We start from the raw sequence: 24,386 nt of genomic DNA on the forward strand, positions 1-24,386 counted from the left end.
ATGGTAGCGAATAAAGTCGATTGGCGTGAGCGGTATGTACAGCTACAAAATGAAGCGCAAAACCACTGTATTCAAGCTTATTATCAAGATGTAGTTGTTGACGAAACTAAGCCTATAAGTGATGTTCCTTTAGTGGCGCTAGATTTTGAAACGACCGGTCTAAATTATGGTTCTGATGATATAGTCAGTGTGGGCTTGATCCCCTTTGATAGCCGCCGTATATATTGTCGAGACAGTCAACATTGGTTGGTAAAGCCGCAACAAAAACTAGCCGAAGAGTCCATTGTTATTCACGGTATCACTCATTCAGAGTTAATTAACGCGCCAGATTTTTCAGAGATTATTACGCCGTTATTAAATGCACTTAAAGGCAAAGTAATAGTGGTCCATTTTGCCCCAATTGAACGACACTTTTTATATCAAGCAATGAAAGCTCGGTTAGGGGAAGGACTTGAGTTTGCGGTGATTGACACTCTTGAATTAGAGAGACGAGCATTAAAAGCAAGGCAGGGACTAATTGGACGGCTATTTAATACTAAACTAGACTCTGTTAGGTTGGCTAACTCACGAACGCGCTATTCATTGCCGGCGTACCAAAATCACAATGCGCTGAATGATGCGTTAGCTACCGCCGAATTATTACAAGCACAATTAGCCCATCATTATCGCCAAGACACACCTCTTGGTAATTTATGGATATAAAAAACGCCGCTAAAAAGCGGCGTCATTATATTTTAGTTACACTTAGCTTCTAGGCTCAGTTCTAAGGCCTAACAATAAACTCACGCACATAAGTAATAAAACCACGGTAAATGGCAAGCCTGTAGAAACAGCACCGGCTTGCAGTGCCTCCATTGCTTGTGTTCCGCCAATCCACAGTAACGTTGCGGCAATTGCTCCTTCAATTGATGCCCAGAAAATACGTTGTGGTACTGGCGCATCAACTTTACCACCCGCGGTGATTGAGTCGATAACCAATGAACCGGAATCAGATGAGGTAATAAAGAACACCAAGACTAACACTACAGCAGTGAAAGACAGTAATTTGCCTAATGGGAGTTCGTCAAACATTTCAAACATGGCAAGAGGGACTTGCGTTAAACCATCTGTACCAAGCTTACCAACACCACTGACTACTTGGTCAATTGCAATACCGCCATAGATAGACATCCAAAGTATCGTAACCAGTGTTGGAATTAATAACACGGCAATTAAGAATTCACGAATTGTACGACCTTCTGATACACGTGCAATGAACATACCAACAAACGGGGACCATGAAATCCACCAAGCCCAATAGAATACAGTCCAACCGTGCATCCAAGTTTCATCTTCACGGCCATGTGGGTTACTTAATGGCACAATGTTTTCAACATAACCCATTATCGTGGTCGGAATATTACCCATTGCAGCAGCAAAGCCAACTAAACAAACAAATGCCATCAAAGCAAAGGCGATTAACATATTAATATTACTTAATAATTTCACACCACCATCAATTCCACGTACCACAGAAATTATTGCTAATAATGTTACTACAGCAATTACTATAATTTGTAAACCAACACCAGATTCAATACCAAATACATGGTTAATACCGGCAGATGCTTGTTGTGCTCCGAGCCCCAGAGAAGTAGCTAAACCAAATAAGGTGGCCAGTACTGCTAAAATATCAATTAGGTGGCCGGGCCAGCCCCACGTTCTATCACCTAATATAGGATAAAAAATCGAACGTATAGAAAGGGGTAACCCTTTGTTATAAGTAAAAAAGGCAAGAGATAAGGCAACAACAGCATAGATAGCCCACGGATGTAGACCCCAATGGAACATAGTGGCGCCCATCGCCAATTTAGCTGCCTCTGGGGTATTAGGAGTCACATTTAATGGAGTTTCGTACCAGCCTGTAAAGTAAGCAACGGGCTCTGCAACCCCCCAAAACATCAAGCCGATCCCCATACCTGCTGCAAATAGCATTGCCATCCAGGAGAGGCGAGAGTGAGTAGGACGTGCATTTACACCGCCAAGGCGAATTTTACCGTACGGTGAAAAAATAAGGCCGATACAAAATAATAAAAAAATGTTAGCAGACCACATTAAAAAACTATCAAAGTTATTTAATATGCTTAACTTGATCCCATCGAGACTTGCTTTTGCTGAGTCAGGATCACTCACTAACACCGCAATTAAAAAAATTAAAATTAAGCCAGCGCTAGTGCCAAAAACAGGGTTATGTACGTCAAACCCCCATTTTTGGATATTGTCTTGGCCTACCGTGTAGTCCGTATTATCGATACTATATTTGTCATGATTATCACTCATGAAAAACCTCTTTTGTTGTATTTCCGTTTATTTTAATGGTTTATTCAGCTTTGACCCACCAAGATATTATTTCGAAGACTAACTAAAAATTAGTGTTAGGTTACTTGCTAAAGTGTAGAAGCAAACGAAAAATTGTAAATGTAAAGTCGCTAAAGTGCTGAATTATAGCCATTACGGTAGTTAATAGCTTACAGGATCAGTATCTGGCTGTCATGGCAACGCATAAAAATAAATGTATTTAAATCAATAAACATATAAGTCTAATTAATATTTCATCTAAGTGTCACTTCAATGTGTTTTAACTAAAGTTAGACTATAGTAAGTCAATAGGTAAATGAGGGATGATATGACCGCAAACAGTACACAATCATTAATCGCGTACTATAAAAAAGTGAGACAAGATTCTTTATCGCTTATTGCGCCATTGAGTGCGGAGGACTGTCAGGTTCAAGCGATGAGTGATGTCAGCCCGATGAAATGGCACCTTGCTCATACCACGTGGTTTTTCGAAACTTTCTTATTGTTACCACATATGAACAACTACAAGGTGTTTGATGAGTGTTTCTCCGTATTATTTAACTCTTATTATAATGGCATTGGTGAGCAATTTAGTCGCGCAAATAGAGGGGGACTTTCTCGGCCAAGTTTAGAGACTGTACTTGAATATCGAGCGTATGTTGACGATGCATTACAGACATTATTGTTGATCAATAATACCCTAAATGAATTACTGGAACTTGGCTTAAACCATGAACAGCAGCATCAAGAGTTGATGCTCATGGATATAAAGTATAACTTATCGATTAATCCATCATTTCCAGCCTATCAACACATCGACTGTAAAATAGCTGATAGTTCACCTGTAAAAAGCATTCATTATATTGATTTTGAGCAAAGTATTACTGAAATTGGGGCAACACAAGGCTGTGGATTTTCCTACGATAATGAACAGCCAACACATCAAGTTTTACTGCAACCATTTAGTGTGGCTAATCGCTTAGTTACCAATGGTGAATATTTAGCGTTTATCAACGAGCAGGGCTACCAACAGCCTAAATATTGGCTTAGTGATGGATGGGCTTTATTACAAAGCACACATGCAAGATGCCCTTTATACTGGCATTGTATTGATGACCAGTGGTACGAATTTACTTTATATGGCCTGCAACCCTTAGCGATGGACTTACCTGTCAGCCATGTTAGCTTTTATGAATCGTCAGCGTATGCCTGTTTTGCCAACGCAAGATTGCCCACCGAGTTTGAATGGGAGCATGCTGCACAACAACATTGCCCAGAGTTAGTTCAGTTACATGACAGCTGTTGGCAATGGACAAACAGTGCTTATTTACCTTATCCGGGCTTTAAACCGATTGCGGGAGTTGCCGGTGAGTACAACGGTAAATTTATGAATAATCAAATGGTGCTTAGAGGCGGTTGTGCATTAACTCCTAATGGCCATTTACGCACCACATATAGAAATTTTTATTATCCACACCAAGCGTGGATGCAAAGTGGAATTAGGTTAGCGAGGGATAAAGTATGAGCCAGTTAAAGGTCGTTAGCGAACAGCATATAACAGATGAAAGCTTTTTAAATGATGTGTTGGATGGCCTAAGTCAACAACAAAAGTCATTGCCGTGTAAATATTTTTATGATGATAGAGGCGCAGCATTATTTGAACAAATTACCACGTTAAGTGAATATTATGTCACCCGTACTGAGCTGGCTATTTTAGAGCAATATTCCCACGACATTGCGAAAATGTTGCCAGAAAATTTATCAATCATAGAGCCCGGTTGTGGCTCAGGAAAAAAAGTGGCGTATTTACTTGCCCATCTAGCCAATGTAAAGACGTTCGTTCCGTTTGAAATTTCAAAAGAAATGCTTAACTACTCGCTCGCGCATTTATCGCCTTTATTTCCTGAATTGGTTATTTCCCCCTTACTGGGGGATTTTACGCATAGCCAAATGGTAAAGCAGTTAACCAAAGATACTGCTTTAGATAACCAAACCAATCTAGTTTATTTTCCAGGTTCAACTCTTGGAAACTTTGCACCTATTAAAGCGATTGAGATAATGAAAAACTTCCATCGTTTATGTGGTTTAAACGGCTATGTGTTAATAGGCATAGATTTAGTTAAAGAACGTCAGGTACTGTTAGAAGCCTATGATGATAAAGCCGAGGTGACGGCGCAGTTTAATAAAAATTTACTACAACGTATTAATAATGAGCTCAATGGCACGTTTAATTTGTCAGGCTTTAACCATCAATCCAGATTTAACGAACAACACAGCCGAATTGAAATGCATTTGGTGAGTCAATGTGAGCAAAGTGTTGTCATCAATAATCATTTGTTTGAATTTGCTCAAGGTGAAAGCATACACACTGAAAATTCACATAAGTATACAGTTGACTCGTTTGCTCAATTAGCCGCACAAGCTAATTTAACACTGGAGCACACGTGGCAAGACTGCAATAATTATTTTGCATTGTGCTTATTACGACCACAGAATTAATATAGCAGTACACTTTGACAGGCTAAGTGATAGTTTAACCGTGCACCATTTTTAGATGCTTGAATGAGGGCGCCATTAGTTTGTTTTGTTAATTGCTTAATGATGGGGGTTATGATGCTTACGGCTGAACCCGTTGCTTGGTCTTCGTCTATACCGTAATAAGGAGCGAAGTATCTAAAATACCATTGCTGTGTTTTGCTATCTTGTTGCAACACGATGAGAGCCGTTGCGACCGATAACAGCGGTTTGATTAATATCGAACGTGTACATAGTGGCTGGCTTTCATCTACAACAATGGTGGTGTAGCCACCTTCTTCTGCACTAGCGTAGCTGCGTAAAATAGCACTATCAATTGCCTTTACGACAGCTTTATGCGGAGCAACTTCTTTGCTAGCTATTTTCGCCATACTCAGCCGTAATTGTTTTAATTTATAGGTTATTTTAAAAGTTTCACCGCTTAGACTTATAAATTGGCGAGGACAATAACCTTGATACTGCTGCAAAAATAATGCTGCCGCTAAAGTCCCATGACCACAGCGTTTAATTTCATTATTTTGATTAAACCAGCGAATAGGGCAAAGAACTTGCGTGCTATATCTTACATTTATAAAAACAGTCGCAGATTGCTGTGACGTGCGCGCAATTTGCTGCATCATGTAAGCGCTTAGCCCTGGCTGATGTAACACAATCAGTGCTGATGAGCCCGCTTTTTTAGTGTTAGAGTGGGCAAAAACAGTTTGTTGCTGAGCCACCAGCACAAAACGCCTTGTTTTGTACTGGGGTAAATTTAATAGACCGTGAGGTTTATTATTTTTGTGTATAGGCATCGTTATGGATACCCGCCGCACGTCCTGATGGATCTGCATTATTTTGAAATGATGCATCCCATGCTAATGCCTCAGGAGTAGAGCAGGCAACTGATTTTCCGTGCGGAACACATTTAGCAGCCGCGTCACCTGGGAAGTGAGACTCAAAAATTGAGCGATAAAAATACGCTTCTTTTGAATCAGGTGTATTAATAGGGTATTTAAATTTAGCATTTGCTAAATCTTGGTCGCTTACTTGCTCAGCAACATACTCTTTTAAAGTGTCAATCCAACTGTAACCAACGCCGTCAGAGAATTGTTCTTTTTGACGCCATAAAACTTCATCAGGCAAGTAGCCATCAAAACCTTCGCGCAGAATGTGTTTTTCAATTTTTCCGTCTTTACACATTTTAGCTTCAGGGTTGATACGCATAGCAACATCAACAAACTCTTTATCAAGGAATGGCACACGTGCTTCCACACCCCAAGCGGCCATTGATTTATTCGCACGTAAACAGTCAAACATATGCAGCTTTGATACTTTGCGGTTTAACTCTTCATGAAATTCCTGTGCATTTGGTGCTTTGTGGAAATACAAATAACCACCAAATAGCTCATCAGCACCTTCACCTGAAAGTACCATTTTAATACCCATGGCTTTAATTTGTCGTGCCATTAAATACATCGGTGTTGATGCTCTAATAGTTGTTACATCGTATGTTTCGATATGATAAATAACTTCTTTTAACGCATCGATCCCTTCTTGAATAGTAAAGTGAATAGGGTGGTGAATTGTACCAATCATATCAGCTACTTTTTGTGCTGCTGCTAAATCTGGTGAGCCTTCTAGACCAACAGAAAAAGAATGTAATTTGGGCCACCATGCATCACTTTCGTCATTATCTTCAATACGTTTAGCAGCAAAGTTTTGTGTGATTGCTGAGATAACTGATGAGTCTAGGCCACCAGAGAGTAATACCCCATAAGGGACATCGCACATTAGTTGGCGTTTAACGGCACTTTCTAATGCATCTTTCACATCTTGAGCTTGAGCGCTATTATCTTTAACAGCTTCAAATGATTCCCAGTCGCGCTTATAATATGGTTTAAGTTCACCATCTTTACTATATAGGTAATGACCAGGAGGAAACTCCTGAATACTTTTACAAATTGGTGATAATGCTTTTAATTCAGAAGCAACATAAAAATTACCGTGCTCATCATGACCCGTATAAAGTGGAATTATACCAATGTGGTCACGACCTATAAGATACGCATCTTGCTCTTCATCGTATAAACAAAAAGCAAAAATACCATTTAAATCATCTAAAAATTCAGGGCCTTTTTGTTTATAAAGCGCCAGAATGACTTCGCAATCAGACTGCGTTTGAAAGGTAAAATCAGTCTCTAAATTTGCAGCTAATTCTTTGTGATTATAAATTTCACCGTTAACCGCTAAAATATGTGTTTTCTCAGGGTTATAAAGTGGTTGAGCACCGCTTGATACGCCAACAATGGCTAAACGCTCATGCACTAAAATCGCTTTTTCTGATGAATATACACCTGACCAATCTGGCCCCCGGTGTCGTAATAACTTTGACATTTCAATTGCTTGACTACGCAACTGTGTGGCATCAGACTTTATGTCTAATACACCGAAAATTGAACACATAGTAACTCCTCATTCCTATCATGTGTGCAATTAGGCAGGCTTTGCCTAATTGCGAACCTTTGTTTTAACAGAAATATTTAACTAAGTCACATAGCTTTTACAATATTTTTAGAATAATTTATGCACCACCATGATCTTCATTGCACCAAAGTGGCCACTGAAGCTTGTTAACGATTTCTTTTAATGCAATGAAAAACACAAATAACCACTAATCCATTCTGTTATAGGGTTAATTCTCACAGGATTAAAGCTCGAGTGCTCCTTTTTGGTGCGTTAATGTTTTGCATTTTCAAGTGCTAGAGATAGCTGAGCAAGGTGAGCATCTAATTTTGCTTTTGCTTTATTAGCTGTGGCTATATCTACGTATTCAAAGCGAATGCTATCGCCTGGTTTTAATTGTGCAAATAGAAATAGATCAGCTTCAATGACTGTGCCAAGTAGTGGATAACCACCTGTCGTTTGGCCATCATTTAATAATACAATTGGCTCACCATTAGGAGGCAGTTGAATTGACCCCGGTGCAACAGCAAGTGAAGGTAATGAATGACTGTGTGATAATGACTGTGATTGAGTATTCAAACGAACCCCCATTCGGTTACTCTGTGGCGTTACGTGCCATTTTTTACTGCTAAATTCATTGATAACGTGCTGTGTTAATAATTCTTTATGAATACTTGGGTGTATTCGGATCACTTCACGTTTTGCTGGTGAAATAGCACCTAGTTTAGGCCAGTGTTCTGTAAATGGTTTAATTGCGAGGGTGTCATGTTCTTTAAGAGCGTGGCCAGTGGCACCGCCAAACCCTGCTGCTAAATCAGTTGAGCGAGAACTCATTATTTTGTCACTTTGAATGCCGCCTTTGCAGGCTAAATAAGCCCTAAAGCCATTACGTGCGGCTGCAAAGCGGATGGTTTGCCCCTTTTTAACAGTGTACGTCCAACCAGGGTATATAGCTGTATCGTCTAAATGAGCTTTCATATCAGTGCCAATCAAAGCAATTACAGTATCGCACTCGAATTTGAGTTGAGCCAACCCTAGGGTAATTTCGATCACTGCATTGTTATCAGCATTGCCAAGTAATCGATTGGCTATTACCATCGCATAGCTATCTATTACACCAGATTGAGCAACACCTAAATGGCGAAAGCCTGTACGTCCTTTATCTTGGATACTCATTAATAAACCCGGTTTAATAACTGTGATCATGATTAAGACTCCGCACTAACAAACGATAAGGTATCACCAGGTTGTATAACACTTGGTGGGTTATTAAGGTAATCAAATAAGTTGAAATCAGTATGACCTATTATGTGCCAGCCGCCAGGGGAGTCAGCAGGGTAGATGCCTGTTTGATTAGCACCTATTGCCACAGACCCTTTTGGCACTTTAGTACGTGGATTATCTCTGCGTGGGGTATGTAGTTGCTCAGCTAAGCCATCTAAATATACAAAGCCAGGTTGAAAACCTAAAAATAGTACTTGATAGCGCGCATTACTATGTAGTTGTATAACGTCCTGAGTGGTTAAATTATGTGCTTTCGCAACAAAGTCGAGATCCGGTCCATGCTCACCGCCATAATGAGTAATAACTTTATGATGTGTGCCTTGATGTTGCATGGTATCAATGTCTTGCCACCAATTTGTTAGCTCATTTTGCCAATGCACTAGTTCATCTGAGTTGTGTAAATATACGCACAGGGAGTTCATAGCGGGTACTACATCTATAAACGCATTGCTTGCTTTGCACTTAGCAGCTAAAGCCCAGATTTTTTTTTGAATCGTTAGTGTGTCTTCAGATAAATGTGTTGCATCCAAAAATAGACTATTGCTACTGAGGATTACAACTGATGTCGTTGTTTTTAAGTCCATTGACGATTATTGTTTTTAGTTATTAATAACGTCAAGCTACCACACTCAATTAAAAATGTTTACACCTATGCGACTAGAATAATAGGCGCTCTATGTAAATACAAAGCAAATTTAAGTAGGTGCACAAGTAAACGACTGTACTTATGCACCGTATATTTAAGGCTTAATTATAAAAGCTTAATTACTCAACAGCCACTCACTTAAAAGTCGCACACCAAAGCCTGTGCCGCCAGGTGAGATTTCATCTTTGCCTTTAGTCGCAAGTGCATTACCAGCAATATCTATGTGTACCCAACGAGTTTCACCAGCAAAGTGCTCTAAAAAGCTCGCTGCCGTTGTAGCACCTGGTCCGCTTGAACCTAGGTTCTTAAGATCTGCAATGTCAGAACTTAACGTGCTTTTGTAGCCTAAAGGCAGGCGCCATAGGTTTTCGTTTACCTGTTTACCCGCTAAAGTAAGCTGTGAAATAAGCGTATCGTCTTGTGAAAAAACGCCAGCGTAATCATTGCCAACAGCTTTGATTTTTGAACCTGTTAGAGTGGCAACATCAATCATGATTTCAGGATTAAAATGTTTACGTGCATACCACATGGCATCACTTAACACTAAGCGTCCTTCAGCATCAGTGTTGACTATTTCAACGCTGAGGCCTTCAGCAGTGCGTACAACATCGCCAGGGGCTACAGCAAATTGTGACACCATATTAGCCGCCATGCCCATAACGGCCACGACATTTTTATCCGCTTTAGCTAAAGCCATTGCTTTAACGGTACCAAGCACAGCGGCGGCACCCGCCATATCCGATTTCATGCGAGCAATTGATGCGCCAGTTTTGATGCTATAACCACCAGAATCAAAAGTGATCCCTTTACCAACTAATGCAATGGGCGTTGTGTTTGAGCCTTTGTAATGTGCTACAACTAATCGTGCACCTTGTTCACTACCACGGCCAACTGCTTCAAGCGCACCCATACCGAGTTCTTTCAATTCTTTTGGTTCTAAAACGGTAATTTCAACACCGAGTGCTTCTAATTCTTTTGCTGCTTTTGCAAACGCAACGGGCGTCATTTGTGTTGCTACTTCAGAAGTCAGATCACGGGCTAAAAATACGCCTTGTTCTATGCTTTGTAAGGTAGAGTAAGTGTTGTTGGTCTGTTTCTTGTCATCTACATCAAAGTAGTAGCTTACAGTGACAGTGTTTGGCGTTTGTTTGTATTTCTCGAAGCGGTGATCTCGTAAATTTGCACCGTGGGCAAAATTAGCAGCAAGCTCAGGGTTACTAATAGCACCTTTTACGCTATCAAATACGATGCTTGCAGATTCAACTTTGTTTTGTAGTAGCGTCGCATGAACATTGCCACCCAGTTTAGCTATGGTTGATTTGTCTAGTTGTTGTAGCTTGCCTGTACCAACGATGAAAACCCGTTGGTGCTTACGTGAGTTAGTTGGAATAACTTCCAATATATCGCCGTATTTACCATCAAATTGCTTAATATCGATAGTGTGAGAAAGTTGATTTTTGAACTGTTTATCAATGTCATTAAATGCACTGTTATTGGCATCTTGGCTATAAAAAACCACTAATGTTTGTGCTTTATTGTTAATCTTTGTCGAAAAGTTAATCTCTGCCGCGGTTACTTGCGTACTTATTGCAAGTGCTAAGGCAATTGCAGAAGCTTTAAAAACGTTTTTCATGTTTAACACCCAGTTTTAATATCAAAAGTTAAAATAAAAAGACTTTTTACCTTATCTGGGCTCAAACTTTAAGTTAAACACGACAGATATAAGGTTTGAAGCGTTAAGGCTGAAATTAATACGTCAATTGATAGGTCTAGTAGATTAATAACGCATTTTAGGAGTTTTGTATGTTCAAACAACCGTTATCAATGATGCTTTGCACTGCACTAGTGAGTGCAAGCATTGGTGTATATGCTTTAGCGAGCGATGAAAAAACAACGAGTAAAAATGTTCAAGCCAGCATGCATGTTCAAACACTGGTATTAGGTTCTGGGTGTTTTTGGGGAGCTGAAAAGCGCTATGAAGCAATGCCCGGTGTCATAGATGCTGTTTCGGGCTACGCTGATGGCCATGGCTTTAAAGCCACTTATAGGAATATAACAGCTTCATCTAAACGCTTTGATGATAATAATTACGCTGAAGTTGTCAAAGTTACCTTTAACAGCAATATGTTAACGGCCGATGATTTACTTAAGCGTTATTTTGAAAGCCACGATCCAACGCAGCTTAATCGTCAAGGCAATGATATTGGCACGCAATACCGCTCTATTATATTAACCAGTAATGCAACACAACTTGATATAGCAAATCAATTAAAAGCACAGTATCAACTTAAATTAACGGCAGCAGGCTTCGACTCAATCAAAACAGTGATAAAACCGCTGGATAAGTTTTACCCCGCTGAGGAGTATCATCAGGACTACATAGCAAAAAATCCAAATGGATATTGCCCTGATCACTCTACAGGTGTGGTTTTCTCAACGCAGCCAAAAAGTGAAGTGGATAATAAAGCGCTGTTAGCAGGTAAGCAGATTGTGATCATTGATTCGCATGATTATTGCCCTTACTGTGAAAAGTTAAAAAAAGAAGTGACAAATGACTACAAAGGCACAATACCTTTGAGTTATAGAAAAGCTGATCAGCTAACAGGCCTTACTATTAAATCTCCTACGTGGGCAACGCCTACCATCTTATTTTTAGAAAATGGTAAAGAAGTATTTGGCCGCCAAGGGTATGTGACAAATACTGAATTTTATAAAGCATTGGGGGCATTTAAATTAGGAGATAGTGAAGCGTATCGTGTTGCTTTTAATGCACGCACTGATAGCCCTTTTTGTAAACAATACGATATTTTTAAAAACACACCGGATGGCCAGTTTATCGATAAGCTAAGTGGCGAACCATTATTTGATACTCGTGATAGATTTAAATCAGGTACAGGTTGGCTTTCTTTTACACACCCAATTAAAGACAGTGTCACTGAACATGAAGATAACAGCTACGGTATGCAGCGAATCGAAATCAAATCTAAATCAACGGGGATACATCTGGGGCATATGTTTCCAGGGGAAGGCCCTAATGGTCAAGACAGGTATTGTATAAATGCAACGGTATTAGAATTTGCTGCCAGAGCTGATAGCTAATTAAAGTGAACGGCACACAGAACATCTTAAGTGTGCCGCATTAAGAACAACGCATTTATAACGCTAAGTTTTGTTTAGCACGATTTAAGTTATGGTTAACTAAATCATTGTTAGACATTTGGTTAGCTTCATAAAAGTCTGAAATTGCTGCTGTCTCATTGTTTGACATAATACGGGCAACCCCACGGTTACTTAAAGCAAACGAGGTTAGCTCATTACGCTTATAGCTTGGTACTTTACTTGATTTAAGTAAAGTGATTGCTTGAGTACATAGGGTTTCAGCATCAGCGTAGTTGCTTAACTTTACATTCGCAGCACAGCTATTAAAAGGGATCTCATAAGAGCGATTAGGGTCGTTCTTGATAACTTCGTTATCTTTAGTCAACGCCATCATTTCACCATTTGAAAGTGCGCTCGCAGATACTTCATTATCAATAACCATTAATTTATAGTCTGTTTGATCAGCAAGTACCGCTGTAGATGATGTTAATAGTGTCGCAACTAAAATTCGCTTTGTTAGTATATTTAACATGATAATTTCCTCTGAGTTATTTGGTTGTTCATAATGAACACGTTAACTTTAGTCAGAGCTGGCGAGCGGTACAAACGATAAAAAGACACCTTATAAGTGAAATTTATTTACGTATGTAAGACAGTGAACAGCAACCCCTGAGTTGCTGTATAAATAATTATTTTAAATGTTTGTATGTATCTAGCAGCCATTTAATAAATAGCTCTAGTGAAGCATTAGACTCGCTAGGTTCGTGATGAACCAAGTAATACTTATCTTTAGTTTTAAGCGGTAAGTTTGTGAAGTTAAACAGCCACTCTTCTTCGAACCACGTTTGGCTAATAGGCAAGGGGATAAGTGCGATCCCCATTCCTTGTTGTGCGGCGCGTGCGACACCAAACATGCTGTCGACTTGGATTATTTGTTTCGGCGCGAAGTCATCAATACCTGCATGCTCAGCCCATTGATGCCAAGCCCATGGGCGTGCCTTATGTAATATTAGAGGTACTTCATTGAGTGCCTGAAATGGTTCATCTTTCCATGCCTCCCAATTCTTTTTGTTACAGGCTGGGGAGTATGACAACGAAAATAACTCATGCACAACACCTTCAATAGGCTTAGAGGATGATAAAACAATAGAAAGATCACTTTGCTTAGTCAGCTCCTTACGCGTTTTCATGGTGTTTAGTTGTAAATTTGTATTTGGGTGCTCGGTGGTCCATTCACTGAGTTTAGGCATTAATAGTTCACTGGCAAAGAACTCAGGTAAGGTAATACTGATATTTACATTTTCTTGCAGCTGACTAAATTCTGTTATCGTTTTTTCGAGTGCTTTTATCAAAGGCGATACAGAGTCATAAAAGTTTTTTCCCGCGGACGTTAACCGAATTGAACGCGTTTGACGTTCAAAAAGCTCGATACCTAGCTGCTCTTCCAATTGTTTAATTTGGTGACTCACAGCGGATGGAGTTAGATAAAGCTGGTTAGCGGCTTCTTTAAAGCTTAACGTTCTTGCCGCAAAACAAAACGAACGTAATCCTCTAATAGGTGTTTGCATAGTCGATGTTAGTAATTCTCAATAAGGATAGTTAAGCAATAAACAACCCAATTTGCAAAGACTTAGCTGAAATAGTTCGTCAACTGATTAATTATTGCTTTCATTAATAAAAAATAAACATATTACGCTTATTAAAATTACAATTGCGTATATTTTTGATTAATCATTGTTACAGTTGATTTATTTGCAATATTAGTAGCATAGATAAGATTTCAGCGATTTTACTACTTTGGGGCAACGAAAACGGCTTTGCTATAAAATGGTGCAGTTAATTTTGCGCAAAAAAAATCCCTCTTGCGAGGGATTTTGGGTAACTCAGCGCCATTGGCACTGGGAATGAGGTCGGTACAAGGTGATTTATTGAGAGGTTAAGTTAAAACACCATCTCTGGAACATCACCAGTGACAAGCAATTTGCCTGCCGTTTTGCTAATAATTTCATCTACAGACACACCAGGTGCGCGCTCTAGCAAATGAAATGCGCCGTTTTTAACTTCTAACACGGCTAAATCTGTCACTATTTTCTTTACACAGTTAACACCAGTTAACGGTAAATTACAACTTTCAAGCAGTTTTGAATCACCATGTTTACTCGCATGGGTCATAGTAACAATAATATTCTTTGCGCCAGCAACAAGGTCCATCGCGCCGCCCATGCCTTTAATCAGCTTTTTGGGGATCATCCACGAGGCGATGTTTCCGTTCTGGTCAACTTCAAATGCACCTAAGACTGTTAAGTCTACATGACCACCACGGATCATTGCAAAACTATCTGCACTATTAAATATTGCAGCTCCCGTGGCTGCTGTCACGGTTTCTTTACCCGCGTTGATCATATCAGCATCAAGTTCAGCTTTAGTCGGGTAGGGACCCATACCCAGCAAGCCATTTTCAGACTGTAGCATAACTTCAATGCCATCAGGTACATAGTTAGCCACTAAGGTTGGAATTCCGATCCCTAAATTAACGTAGTAACCGTCTTGTAGCTCTTGCGCAACACGCATTGCGACTTGTTCACGTGATAATGCCATGTTGTGTGCTCCTAATCGCGAGTAGTTGTGCGTTCGATGCGTTTTTCAAAGCTGCCTTTAATAACGCGATTCACAAAAATACCAGGGGTATGAATTTGACTCGGTTCAAGCTCCCCTGGTTCTACAATTTCTTCAACTTCGGCAACGGTAATTTTACCTGCAGTGGCGGCCATTGGATTAAAGTTCATGGCTGTATGGCGAAAAACAAGGTTACCGTATCTATCTGCTTTCCACGCTTTAACAATGGCAAACTCTCCGGTTATTGATTCTTCTAAAATATAAGGGCGACCATCAAACTCTTTTACTTCTTTACCTTCTGCTACCGGTGTACCGTAACCTGTTGCGGTGTAAAAAGCAGGAATACCAGCACCGCCTGCACGCATTTTCTCAGCGAGTGTACCTTGTGGAGTGAGTACCACATCAATTTCACCGCTCAGTAGTTGCTGTTCAAATAGGGCATTTTCACCGACATACGAGGCGATAATTTTTTTTATTTGCTTGTCATGTAATAAAATCCCTAAACCAAAGTCATCCACGCCGCAGTTATTTGAAACTACAGTTAGGTCTTTAGTTTGTTTACGTTTAATCTCGCTGATTAACCCCTCAGGAATTCCACATAAACCAAATCCACCAGCAATTATTGTATCGCCGTCTTTTAACCCTTCCATTGCAGCTTCATAGCTTGAAACCACTTTATCGAAACCGGCCATGGGCCCACTCCTTAATTATAATTATGATGTAATCAATCTATATTAAATATAGCTTATTGATTCGCTATTTGATTTTTAAGAGCTAAGGAAACCTTGCTCACAGGTTGTTTATTTAATGCTGTGCAAATTGCCCAACCAGCTTTAGCCAGTCTTTCTAAATCAATTCCATGCTCTATGCCAAGCCCTTGCAGTAAGTAAACTACATCTTCGGTGGCAACATTTCCTGACGCACCCTTCGCGTAAGGGCATCCACCAAGCCCTGCAACTGCACTGTCAACCGTTGCTATGCCACGGTTTAAGGCTGTGTAAATATTTGTGAGCGCTTGGCCGTAAGTGTCATGAAAGTGAACTGCTAGTAATGTTTTATCAATATGCGCTAACAACACATCCAATAACTCATCTACTTTTTTAGCCGTGCCTACGCCTATAGTGTCACCAAGGCTTATTTCATAGCAGCCTAGCTCTAACAACATCTGGCTCACTTTTAGCACCTGTTGCGGGTTGATATCGCCTTCATAAGGGCAACCTAATACACAGCTGACATAGCCACGTACACGGATATTATGTTGTTTAGCAAATTCCATAACATCGGCAAAGCGGGCAATACTTTGTTCAATTGAGCAGTTGATGTTCTTTTGGCAAAATGACTCACTAGCTGCTGTGAATATGGCAAACTCTTTAATACCTACTTCATGCGCCGCTTGCGCCCCTTTTAAGTTTGGTGTGAGGGCAGTTAAGTTAGTATCTGGTAGAGTTAGGGCGCTTATTACATCGCGCGAATCGGCCATTTGCGGCACCCATTTAGGGGAGACAAACGCGCCCGCTTCGATATCGCTAATACCTGCCGCTGCTAGTGCGTTAATGAGTGATACTTTGTCTTGGGTGCTAACGGCGCTTTCATTTTGCAGGCCATCTCGCGCACCTACTTCAACAATACGTACCTTTGTAGGTAATGTGTTGGCTAATAAGTTACTCATCAGTTGCATTCTCATCAGTTACTATAGCAAGTAGGGCACCATGACTTACTAATTCACCTTGTGCAAAGCAATAACTTTGTAGTACGCCATCGTGTGGTGCGTTGAGGGTATACTCCATTTTCATTGCTTCAATAATAACTACAGCATCACCTTTTTTAATTTGCTGACCTACTTCGACAAGGTGTTTAACCACAGTGCCATTTAAAGGGGCTGCAAGAGGCAGAGCTTCACTTTCATGCTCACTTACGTAGTGCTTGTCGGTTAGTTCAAATGTAGTTTGTAGCGCTTTATACATCACGGTAATGGAGTTAGCTGTATTAACAACATGACAGCGATGTTTATCTCCATTAATAAACACCTGGCACAGGTTATTTTTAATCGTGCCTGTGATTGTATAATCCACAGAGTCTAGGTGAATGGTAAAACCGTCATTCAACTTAGTTGCCGTGATAGGGCTGTCACTAAAAGGGATCGTTATGACGGGAGCACGGTTTAGCATAAAGCCAGACAACTGATCCCAAGGGCTACTACCATTACTATTTAAATCTGCTAAATAGCAAAATGCAGCGATAATTTTACTAACTGTATTTAACGCAGCATCATTTGTGATTAATGCATCGCCTTGTTCTTCAATAAAGTGCGTATCCGGAGCACCTTGTTTGAAGGTTTGATGATTGGCTAAGTTATGTAAAAAGCTTACATTGCAGCTAAATCCAGATAAATGAAATTGCTCAAGTGCAGTACTTAAACGTGAAAGCGCTGCAGTACGTGTATCGTCATGAACAATCAGTTTTGCAATCATAGGGTCGTAAAACGGGCTTATTTCATCCCCTTGTTTAATACCTGTATCTATTCGTACAAACTCAGATTCAGCGGGTGTATATAAGCCATCAAGGGTGCCAGAGCAAGGGATAAAATCATTGCTTGGATCTTCGGCATAAATACGTGCTTCAAAACTGTGGCCTTGCAGTACGATGTTTGCTTGTTTTAAAGGTAGAGCGTTACCAGCAGCGACATTAATTTGCCAATTGACTAAATCAACACCCGTGACCATTTCTGTGACTGGGTGTTCTACTTGCAGGCGAGTATTCATTTCCATAAAGAAAAACTCATCGCCACAAAGTAAAAATTCTACCGTACCGGCACCCCTATAATTGATAGCCAATGCACAGCGCACCGCAGCTTCACCCATTTCTTTGCGCAGTTCATCGCTAAGTCCTGGGGCAGGGGCTTCTTCAATCACTTTTTGGTGACGACGTTGTAAAGAGCAATCGCGATCGCCTAAATACACGCAGTTACCGTGATTATCTGCAAATACTTGTACTTCAACATGGCGAGGCTTATTCACATAGCGCTCAAGCAATACGAGATCGTTACCAAAACCCGCAATGGCCTCACGTTGAGCACCTTGCAATGCAGTTAAAAAGTCTTTGGCGTGTTCGACAATACGCATGCCCTTACCACCGCCGCCAAATGCAGCTTTAATAAGGACTGGGTAGCCAATTTTATCGGCTTCTGCTTGAAGAAAATCCGGCGCTTGATTATCGCCATAGTATCCAGGCACCAAAGGCACATTGGCTGCAGCCATGATTTCTTTAGCGCGTGTTTTAGACCCCATAGCTTCAATACTACTTGCAGGCGGACCTATAAAAGCAATATTGTTTTGTTCACAGGCTTTTGCAAATTCACTGTTTTCAGATAAAAAACCATAACCTGGGTGGATGCAGTCAACATTTGCATCAAGTGCTACCTTGAGGATTTTGTCAGCCACTAAATAAGAGTCTTTACTTGGTGCTGCGCCGATATGGTAGGCTTCGTCAGCTAATTTAACATGCTGTGCGTGTTTATCTGCATCAGAATACACCGCCACTGTGGTTAAACCCATCTGTTTCGCAGTACGCATAACGCGACAGGCTATTTCGCCGCGATTGGCAATAAGAATTTTTTGTAATGATTGTGTGCTCATGATGAATCCTATGCTTGCCAATTTGGTGGACGTTTCTCGAAAAAGGCAGTTAACCCTTCTTGGCCTTCTTCAGATACCCGAATATGTGCAATACGTTCAGCCGTTAAGTTTATAATTTGCCCATTGATTTCATGACCTGCAACATCATTTATTAGTTGTTTAGCAGCACGAACCGCAACAGGGCCATTATTAATAAGAGTTTCAAGTAATTGATCAACGGCGCAATCAAATTTGCCAGTTACTTGATGCACTAAACCAAGCTGCTTTGCTGTATGGGCATCAAAGATTTCAGCCGTTAAAAAGTATCTGCGCGCTGCACGCTCACCAATAGCTTTAATAACGTAAGGGCTTATCACCGCAGGAATTAACCCAAGTTTTACTTCACTTAGGCAAAACTGGGCATTATCTTGGCAAACAGCAATATCACAACAGGCAATTAAACCCAGTGCGCCACCAAATGCTGCGCCTTGCACGGCGCAAATGGTGACAAGCGGGCTGGTGGCTAAAACATGCATTAATTTAGCAAGCTGTTTTGAGTCAGCAAGATTTTCAGCAAAATCATTGCCAGCCATTGATTTCATCCAGTTCAGATCCGCTCCGGCTGAAAAATGCTCTCCCTCTGTTTTAAGCACAAGGGCGCGCACATCAAGTGTATTTGCATGCTCAATACATTGGATAAGCTCTTGTATTACGTGCTCGTTAAAAGCATTACGCTTTTCTGGGCGACTTAAAACGAGTACAGCCACATTTGATTTAGTTATTTGTAGTGTTACTGACATACTCACTTCCTTACATTCTAAAGACGCCAAATTGCGAATCTTGTTTTGGTGCGTTTGCAGCTGCGCTTAATGCTAAACCAAGTACATTACGGGTATCAGCTGGGTCGATTATGCCGTCATCCCATAATCGGGCGCTTGCATAATACGGGTGGCCTTGCTGCTCGTATTGATCAATGATTGGCTTTTTAAACTCACTGATTTGCTCATCAGTCATACTATGGCCTTTACGGGCTAAGCCATCTTGTTTAACTTGTGCCATTACACCGGCAGCTTGTTCGCCACCCATCACAGAAATACGGGCATTAGGCCACATCCACATCATGGTAGGTTCAAATGCACGACCACACATACCATAGTTACCAGCGCCGTAAGAGCCACCTATTAAGACGGTAAACTTTGGTACGTCAGCACAAGACACGGCCATCACCATTTTGGCACCATGTTTTGCGATGCCTTCAGCTTCGTATTTTTTACCCACCATAAAACCGGTAATATTTTGTAAAAACACCAAAGGAATATTGCGCTGGGCACACAGTTGTATAAAGTGAGCGCCTTTTTGCGCTGACTCACTAAATAAAATGCCATTGTTTGCCACAATGCCCACTGGGTGGCCATATATTTTGGCAAAGCCAGTTACTAGTGTGTCACCAAAGTAACGTTTGAATTCATCAAAAGAAGAGTCATCAACGGTACGGGCAATTACTTCGCGCACGTCAAATGGCTTTTTAAGATCAGTCCCCACGATGCCATACAGCTCACTTATGTCATAACGAGGCGCTTTAACTTCATCAAGTAAAGGCTGAGTAGGGCGCTGATAATTGATGCGCTCTATACATTGGCGTGCAATTGATAATGCATGGCTATCATTTTCAGCGTAGTGATCTGCCACACCCGAGGTTTTACAGTGCACATCAGCTCCACCGAGTTCTTCGGCTGTGACCTCTTCACCAGTTGCGGCTTTAACCAATGGTGGACCTGCTAAAAATATAGTCCCTTGCTCTTTTACGATAATGCTTTCATCGGCCATTGCGGGTACATAGGCACCGCCAGCAGTACATAAGCCCATAACCACTGCAATTTGTGGAATACCTTTACCTGACATTCGCGCCTGATTATAAAAGATACGGCCAAAATGCAGTTTATCTGGAAATACATCGTCTTGTTCAGGCAGGTTTGCGCCTCCTGAATCCACTAAATAGATGCAAGGTAAATGACAACGCTCGGCAATGTCTTGTGCACGTAAGTGCTTTTTCACTGTAAGAGGGAAATAGGTACCGCCTTTAACTGTTGCGTCATTGGCGATGATCATACACTCAACACCTTTAACGCGACCAATACCAGCAACAACACCTGCACAAGGTATGGCTTGCTCATAAACGCCATGAGCTGCAAATTGTGAAATTTCTAAAAATGGCGAACCTTCATCTATTAAGGTGCTAATACGGTCACGAACAAACAGTTTACCGCGGCCTTCGTGACGCTCGATTAATGCAGCGCCGCCACCTTGGCTTATTTGTTTTACTTTGGTGCGTAAATCATCAACCAGCTTAGCCATGTTTTGCTGATTTTGTAGAAACTGCGGATCATGAGGATTAACGCTAGATTTTAAAATAGTCATCGCGTAGGTCCTTATCTGCTTTCAGTGAATAATTCACGACCAATTAGCATACGGCGAATTTCTGATGTGCCGGCACCGATTTCATACAGTTTTGCATCACGTAGAAGGCGACCCGTTGCATATTCATTGATGTAGCCATTACCACCAAGAATTTGAATCGCGTCTAGTGCCATTTTGGTTGCAAGCTCTGCTGCATATAAAATAGCGCCTGCGGCATCTTTACGAGTTGTTTCACCGCGATCGCACGCTTTAGCAACAGTGTAAACATATGAACGAGCGGCATTCATTTGTGTATACATATCAGCTATTTTACCTTGAATAAGCTGGAACTGGCCGATTGGGCTATCAAATTGTTTACGTTCGTGAATGTAAGGAACAACAATATCCATACATGCTTGCATAATACCCAGAGGGCCAGCAGCAAGTACTACGCGCTCATAATCAAGGCCACTCATGAGTACTTTTACGCCTTCGTTTAAATTCCCTAGAATATTCTCTTCTGGTACTTCACAGTTTTCGAAAACTAACTCACAGGTATTTGACCCGCGCATGCCAAGTTTGTCGAGCTTTTGCGCTGTTGAAAAGCCTGGAAAGTTACTTTCTACAATAAAGGCGGTAATACCTTTAGCACCGGCGTTTAAATCAGTTTTAGCGTAGATAACTAAGGTGTCTGCGTCTGGACCATTGGTGATCCACATCTTGTTACCATTGAGAATATATTTATCACCTTTTTTCTCGGCTTTAAGTTTCATCGAAACGACATCAGAGCCTGCATTGGGTTCACTCATTGCTAAAGCCCCAATGTGATCACCACTAATTAATTTAGGCAGGTATTTTTCTTTTTGTGCTTGCGAACCATTACGGTTAATTTGATTTACACACAGGTTTGAATGGGCACCATAACTTAGGCCAATAGAGGCGCTGGCTCGGCTTATTTCTTCCATCGCAATGACATGCTCTAAGTAACCAAGGCCTGCACCGCCTAACTCTTCTGGTACTGTCATGCCTAATAAGCCCATTTCGCCAAGTTGCGGCCAAAGTTGGTTAGGAAAGGCATTATCAAGATCGGTCTTTTCAGCTAATGGGGCGATTTCTTGACTGGCAAAACTATTAACATGATCACGGATCATATCCGCTGTTTCGCCAAGGCCAAAGTTCATTTCTTTATATAGTGAAATAGTGCTCATGATTCATTCCTGTGTGAGAGTCTGTTAATGATTGTATTTTAACCTGAACTCTGGATAATAAATCTATCTCCCGCGGCTACTTTCAACGCTAACTGCGTTGAATTTACTTGCAATAGGCCAGCTATTGACGCGTAAATTCGCCTTGTTATCGCTAAAAGTCTCCGGCTGGAGACTAATAAATATATTTGTGATTTAATATCAAAACATTAGTACATCTCTTAACCAGAGTTCAGGTTATTTTAGTAATTATTCATCTAATTGATTTAAGGTATCGCGACAACGCCGCTCTGCAGTGACCAGCTCCATTAAGACAACTTTTATATCATCCATCTGCTGGCTCAAATCCGCTTTTTTATCAGCAATTAAGTCAAGCATAGTGACAAGCTGTTTAGCACTTGATTTATCTGCATCGTAAAGTTCAAACAAACGACCCGTTTCAGCTAAGGTAAAACCTAAGCGTTTACCACGTAGAATTAATTTTAAGCGCACTTTATCGCGCTTAGAGTAAATGCGTGTTTGGCCATTACGCTCAGGTGAGATCAAACCTTGATCTTCGTAAAAGCGAATAGAGCGGGTAGTAATGTCAAACTCTTTAGCTAATTCACTGATGCTAAAAGTTTGTTCATTACTGGCGGGCTCAGCGGAAGAGCTGGCAAAGTTTGTTTGATTATCTTGATTCATAGTGTATCTACCTCATTCGAATAACCCCAATATAAGTGAAGTTTACGTAAAGGTAAAGTGGATTGTGAAAGTTATACTTTAGGCGTACGCCATTAGTCAGTGTTACGGCAGGTTATCTAATTAAATCAGAGTCTGTAGCGCCATTGTGATAATTTAACTACAGTAAAATAAAGATAAGTTTACACTTTTGTTGAGCGTAAAAACCTTGATTTTAGATTTACGTTGGCGTAAACGTAAATATTATGTATGCTCATATACAGATTAATAAACATATTGTTTGGCGTATCTTAACACACAGTGAGAGTGCCAATGACTAAATGGAGCCTTTTTATGACTACCGAAGCCGTTGTTATTGTAGCAGCAAAACGCACCCCTATGGGTGGTTTTATGGGAGCACTTAGCAGTGCAGACGCAACTGAACTTGGCGCAACAGCAATTGCTGGCGCATTGGCCGATACTGGATTAAATGATAGCGCAATTGATGAAGTGATTATGGGCTGTGTTTTACCCGCTGGTTTAGGTCAAGCTCCTGCTCGCCAAGCGATGTTAAAAGCAGGTCTTGCTCGTTCAACTGGTGCAACAACCATTAATAAAGTCTGTGGTTCTGGTTTGAAAGCAGCGATGCTTGCTCATGATTTAATTAAAGCTGGCTCAATTAATAGTGCGGTTGCCGGTGGTATGGAAAGCATGACTAATTCACCTTATTTTATTCCAAAAGCGCGTGGTGGCATGCGAATGGGTCATGGTGAAATTAAAGATCACATGATGAGTGATGGTCTCGAAGATGCCTATGATAATAAAGCCATGGGGTGTTTTGCCCAAGATACAGCCGATGAATATGGAATAGGCCGCGAGCAGATGGATCAATTTGCACTTAGTTCATTAGAAAAAGCGAATGCGGCAATAGCAAACGGCTTTTTTGAATCAGAAATAGCCCCACATACTATGAGCAGCCGTAAAGGTGACGTCACGGTCAGTATTGATGAGCAACCAGGTAATGCTCGCCCAGAGAAAATTCCTAGTTTACGTGCAGCATTTAAAAAAGACGGCACCATCACTGCTGCTAATTCTTCATCTATTTCTGATGGTGGTGCTGCACTTGTTTTAATGAGTGAGTCTCACGCGAAAGCCCAAGGGCTAACACCACTTTGTCGTATTGTTGCTCATAGCACCCATTCGCAAAAACCAAGTGAATTTACTCTTGCACCGGTTGGCGCTATGACTAGCTTACTTGAAAAAGCGGGCTGGACTACGGCTGATGTTGATCTGTGGGAGATAAATGAAGCATTCGCCATGGTAACAATGTTAGCAATTAACGAATTAAAACTTGATGAGAGCAAAGTGAATGTAAACGGTGGTGCCTGCGCCCTTGGACATCCGATTGGTGCGAGCGGTGCGCGTATTTTAGTTACGCTTATCCATGCACTTAAAAACAGAGGCCTGAAAAAAGGCATTGCATCATTATGTATTGGTGGTGGTGAAGCGGTTGCCCTTGCAGTAGAAGCAGTATAAACCAAACTAATTTTA

General features: G+C 40.9%; 21 protein-coding genes. 5 read left to right on the top strand and 16 right to left on the bottom strand.

Translation table 11 applies throughout. The features are described 5' to 3' along the window. Positions 1-702, top strand: a complete 702-nt coding sequence (locus AAEU30_RS17825; protein WP_421961688.1) for a 3'-5' exonuclease — start codon at positions 1-3, stop codon at positions 700-702. Between the two features lie 42 nt (positions 703-744). Here AAEU30_RS17825 and AAEU30_RS17830 read toward each other — a convergent pair whose 3' ends face one another. Further along, positions 745-2,319, bottom strand: a complete 1,575-nt coding sequence (locus AAEU30_RS17830) for a BCCT family transporter (RefSeq protein ID WP_421961689.1) — start codon at positions 2,317-2,319, stop codon at positions 745-747. Between the two features lie 346 nt (positions 2,320-2,665). On the opposite strand from AAEU30_RS17830, the gene egtB reads away from it, so the two are divergent. Then, entirely contained in the window at positions 2,666-3,862 is a 1,197-nt protein-coding gene (egtB, locus tag AAEU30_RS17835) for an ergothioneine biosynthesis protein EgtB (RefSeq protein WP_421961690.1), read from the top strand. Beyond that, a complete protein-coding gene (gene egtD / locus AAEU30_RS17840) occupies positions 3,859-4,836 on the top strand; it encodes an L-histidine N(alpha)-methyltransferase (protein ID WP_421961691.1) in 978 nt (325 codons plus the stop codon). Before egtB ends, egtD begins: the two co-directional genes overlap by 4 nt. Here egtD and AAEU30_RS17845 read toward each other — a convergent pair. From AAEU30_RS17845 to AAEU30_RS17865, 5 genes are all read right to left on the bottom strand, one after another. Then, positions 4,833-5,588: a PhzF family phenazine biosynthesis protein gene (locus AAEU30_RS17845; RefSeq protein WP_421961692.1), complete on the bottom strand. Its 756-nt coding sequence runs from the start codon at positions 5,586-5,588 to the stop codon at positions 4,833-4,835. The two genes, egtD and AAEU30_RS17845, sit on opposite strands and share 4 nt — an antisense overlap. A 55-nt stretch (positions 5,589-5,643) precedes the next feature. Continuing rightward, complete coding sequence (gene asnB, locus AAEU30_RS17850) at positions 5,644-7,314, bottom strand: asparagine synthase B (protein ID WP_421961693.1); 1,671 nt, start codon at positions 7,312-7,314, stop codon at positions 5,644-5,646. 273 nt (positions 7,315-7,587) lie between these two features. Beyond that, positions 7,588-8,520 carry a 5-oxoprolinase subunit C family protein gene (locus AAEU30_RS17855; protein ID WP_421961694.1) on the bottom strand — a complete coding sequence of 311 codons (933 nt, stop codon included), beginning with the start codon at positions 8,518-8,520 and terminating at the stop codon, positions 7,588-7,590. Between the two features lie 2 nt (positions 8,521-8,522). Continuing rightward, positions 8,523-9,182, bottom strand: coding sequence for a 5-oxoprolinase subunit PxpB (pxpB, locus tag AAEU30_RS17860; protein WP_421961695.1), 660 nt, complete (start codon positions 9,180-9,182; stop codon positions 8,523-8,525). Between the two features lie 177 nt (positions 9,183-9,359). After that, positions 9,360-10,877, bottom strand: coding sequence for a leucyl aminopeptidase (locus AAEU30_RS17865; protein WP_421961696.1), 1,518 nt, complete (start codon positions 10,875-10,877; stop codon positions 9,360-9,362). Between the two features lie 191 nt (positions 10,878-11,068). Between AAEU30_RS17865 and msrA the strand changes: the two genes are divergently transcribed. Then, entirely contained in the window at positions 11,069-12,343 is a 1,275-nt protein-coding gene (gene msrA, locus AAEU30_RS17870; protein WP_421961746.1) for a peptide-methionine (S)-S-oxide reductase MsrA, read from the top strand. Between the two features lie 55 nt (positions 12,344-12,398). Here msrA and AAEU30_RS17875 read toward each other — a convergent pair whose 3' ends face one another. From AAEU30_RS17875 to AAEU30_RS17920, 10 genes are all read right to left on the bottom strand, one after another. Then, a complete protein-coding gene (locus AAEU30_RS17875; RefSeq protein WP_421961697.1) occupies positions 12,399-12,875 on the bottom strand; it encodes a hypothetical protein in 477 nt (158 codons plus the stop codon). Positions 12,876-13,032: 157 nt separating this feature from the next. Next, positions 13,033-13,911 carry a LysR family transcriptional regulator gene (locus tag AAEU30_RS17880; RefSeq protein WP_421961698.1) on the bottom strand — a complete coding sequence of 293 codons (879 nt, stop codon included), beginning with the start codon at positions 13,909-13,911 and terminating at the stop codon, positions 13,033-13,035. A 373-nt stretch (positions 13,912-14,284) separates the two neighbouring features. Further along, on the bottom strand, positions 14,285-14,941 hold the full coding sequence (locus AAEU30_RS17885) for a 3-oxoacid CoA-transferase subunit B (RefSeq protein ID WP_421961699.1): 657 nt from the start codon (positions 14,939-14,941) through the stop codon (positions 14,285-14,287). 11 nt (positions 14,942-14,952) lie between these two features. Beyond that, positions 14,953-15,651 (bottom strand): CoA transferase subunit A, encoded by a 699-nt coding sequence (locus tag AAEU30_RS17890; protein ID WP_087534055.1) that lies wholly within the window; start codon positions 15,649-15,651, stop codon positions 14,953-14,955. 53 nt (positions 15,652-15,704) lie between these two features. After that, positions 15,705-16,628, bottom strand: coding sequence for a hydroxymethylglutaryl-CoA lyase (locus AAEU30_RS17895; protein WP_421961700.1), 924 nt, complete (start codon positions 16,626-16,628; stop codon positions 15,705-15,707). Next, positions 16,621-18,594, bottom strand: coding sequence for an acetyl/propionyl/methylcrotonyl-CoA carboxylase subunit alpha (locus AAEU30_RS17900; protein ID WP_421961701.1), 1,974 nt, complete (start codon positions 18,592-18,594; stop codon positions 16,621-16,623). Before AAEU30_RS17900 ends, AAEU30_RS17895 begins: the two co-directional genes overlap by 8 nt. 8 nt (positions 18,595-18,602) lie before the next feature. Continuing rightward, positions 18,603-19,373: an enoyl-CoA hydratase/isomerase family protein gene (locus AAEU30_RS17905; RefSeq protein WP_421961702.1), complete on the bottom strand. Its 771-nt coding sequence runs from the start codon at positions 19,371-19,373 to the stop codon at positions 18,603-18,605. Between the two features lie 10 nt (positions 19,374-19,383). After that, positions 19,384-20,991: a carboxyl transferase domain-containing protein gene (locus tag AAEU30_RS17910; RefSeq protein WP_421961703.1), complete on the bottom strand. Its 1,608-nt coding sequence runs from the start codon at positions 20,989-20,991 to the stop codon at positions 19,384-19,386. 11 nt (positions 20,992-21,002) lie between these two features. Then, entirely contained in the window at positions 21,003-22,178 is a 1,176-nt protein-coding gene (locus AAEU30_RS17915; RefSeq protein WP_421961704.1) for an isovaleryl-CoA dehydrogenase, read from the bottom strand. A gap of 246 nt (positions 22,179-22,424) precedes the next feature. Next, positions 22,425-22,859, bottom strand: coding sequence for a MerR family transcriptional regulator (locus tag AAEU30_RS17920; RefSeq protein ID WP_087534049.1), 435 nt, complete (start codon positions 22,857-22,859; stop codon positions 22,425-22,427). Between the two features lie 330 nt (positions 22,860-23,189). On the opposite strand from AAEU30_RS17920, the gene AAEU30_RS17925 reads away from it, so the two are divergent. After that, positions 23,190-24,371, top strand: a complete 1,182-nt coding sequence (locus tag AAEU30_RS17925) for a thiolase family protein (RefSeq protein WP_087534048.1) — start codon at positions 23,190-23,192, stop codon at positions 24,369-24,371. The last annotated feature ends 15 nt before the right edge of the window (positions 24,372-24,386 follow it).

Source organism: Pseudoalteromonas mucoides (assembly GCF_049257175.1).
In the GTDB taxonomy this organism is placed as follows: domain Bacteria; phylum Pseudomonadota; class Gammaproteobacteria; order Enterobacterales; family Alteromonadaceae; genus Pseudoalteromonas.

Bases quoted from the DNA above. Each gene is read 5' to 3' on its own strand.
- AAEU30_RS17825 (WP_421961688.1), top strand. From the start codon at position 1: ATGGTAGCGAATAAAGTCGATTGGCGTGAGCGGTATGTACAGCTACAA.
- AAEU30_RS17830 (WP_421961689.1), bottom strand. From the start codon at position 2,319: ATGAGTGATAATCATGACAAATATAGTATCGATAATACGGACTACACG.
- egtB (WP_421961690.1), top strand. From the start codon at position 2,666: ATGACCGCAAACAGTACACAATCATTAATCGCGTACTATAAAAAAGTG.
- egtD (WP_421961691.1), top strand. From the start codon at position 3,859: ATGAGCCAGTTAAAGGTCGTTAGCGAACAGCATATAACAGATGAAAGC.
- asnB (WP_421961693.1), bottom strand. From the start codon at position 7,314: ATGTGTTCAATTTTCGGTGTATTAGACATAAAGTCTGATGCCACACAG.
- AAEU30_RS17855 (WP_421961694.1), bottom strand. From the start codon at position 8,520: ATGATCACAGTTATTAAACCGGGTTTATTAATGAGTATCCAAGATAAA.
- pxpB (WP_421961695.1), bottom strand. From the start codon at position 9,182: ATGGACTTAAAAACAACGACATCAGTTGTAATCCTCAGTAGCAATAGT.
- AAEU30_RS17865 (WP_421961696.1), bottom strand. From the start codon at position 10,877: ATGAAAAACGTTTTTAAAGCTTCTGCAATTGCCTTAGCACTTGCAATA.
- msrA (WP_421961746.1), top strand. From the start codon at position 11,069: ATGATGCTTTGCACTGCACTAGTGAGTGCAAGCATTGGTGTATATGCT.
- AAEU30_RS17875 (WP_421961697.1), bottom strand. From the start codon at position 12,875: ATGTTAAATATACTAACAAAGCGAATTTTAGTTGCGACACTATTAACA.
- AAEU30_RS17880 (WP_421961698.1), bottom strand. From the start codon at position 13,911: ATGCAAACACCTATTAGAGGATTACGTTCGTTTTGTTTTGCGGCAAGA.
- AAEU30_RS17885 (WP_421961699.1), bottom strand. From the start codon at position 14,941: ATGGCATTATCACGTGAACAAGTCGCAATGCGTGTTGCGCAAGAGCTA.
- AAEU30_RS17890 (WP_087534055.1), bottom strand. From the start codon at position 15,651: ATGGCCGGTTTCGATAAAGTGGTTTCAAGCTATGAAGCTGCAATGGAA.
- AAEU30_RS17895 (WP_421961700.1), bottom strand. From the start codon at position 16,628: ATGAGTAACTTATTAGCCAACACATTACCTACAAAGGTACGTATTGTT.
- AAEU30_RS17900 (WP_421961701.1), bottom strand. From the start codon at position 18,594: ATGAGCACACAATCATTACAAAAAATTCTTATTGCCAATCGCGGCGAA.
- AAEU30_RS17905 (WP_421961702.1), bottom strand. From the start codon at position 19,373: ATGTCAGTAACACTACAAATAACTAAATCAAATGTGGCTGTACTCGTT.
- AAEU30_RS17910 (WP_421961703.1), bottom strand. From the start codon at position 20,991: ATGACTATTTTAAAATCTAGCGTTAATCCTCATGATCCGCAGTTTCTA.
- AAEU30_RS17915 (WP_421961704.1), bottom strand. From the start codon at position 22,178: ATGAGCACTATTTCACTATATAAAGAAATGAACTTTGGCCTTGGCGAA.
- AAEU30_RS17920 (WP_087534049.1), bottom strand. From the start codon at position 22,859: ATGAATCAAGATAATCAAACAAACTTTGCCAGCTCTTCCGCTGAGCCC.
- AAEU30_RS17925 (WP_087534048.1), top strand. From the start codon at position 23,190: ATGACTACCGAAGCCGTTGTTATTGTAGCAGCAAAACGCACCCCTATG.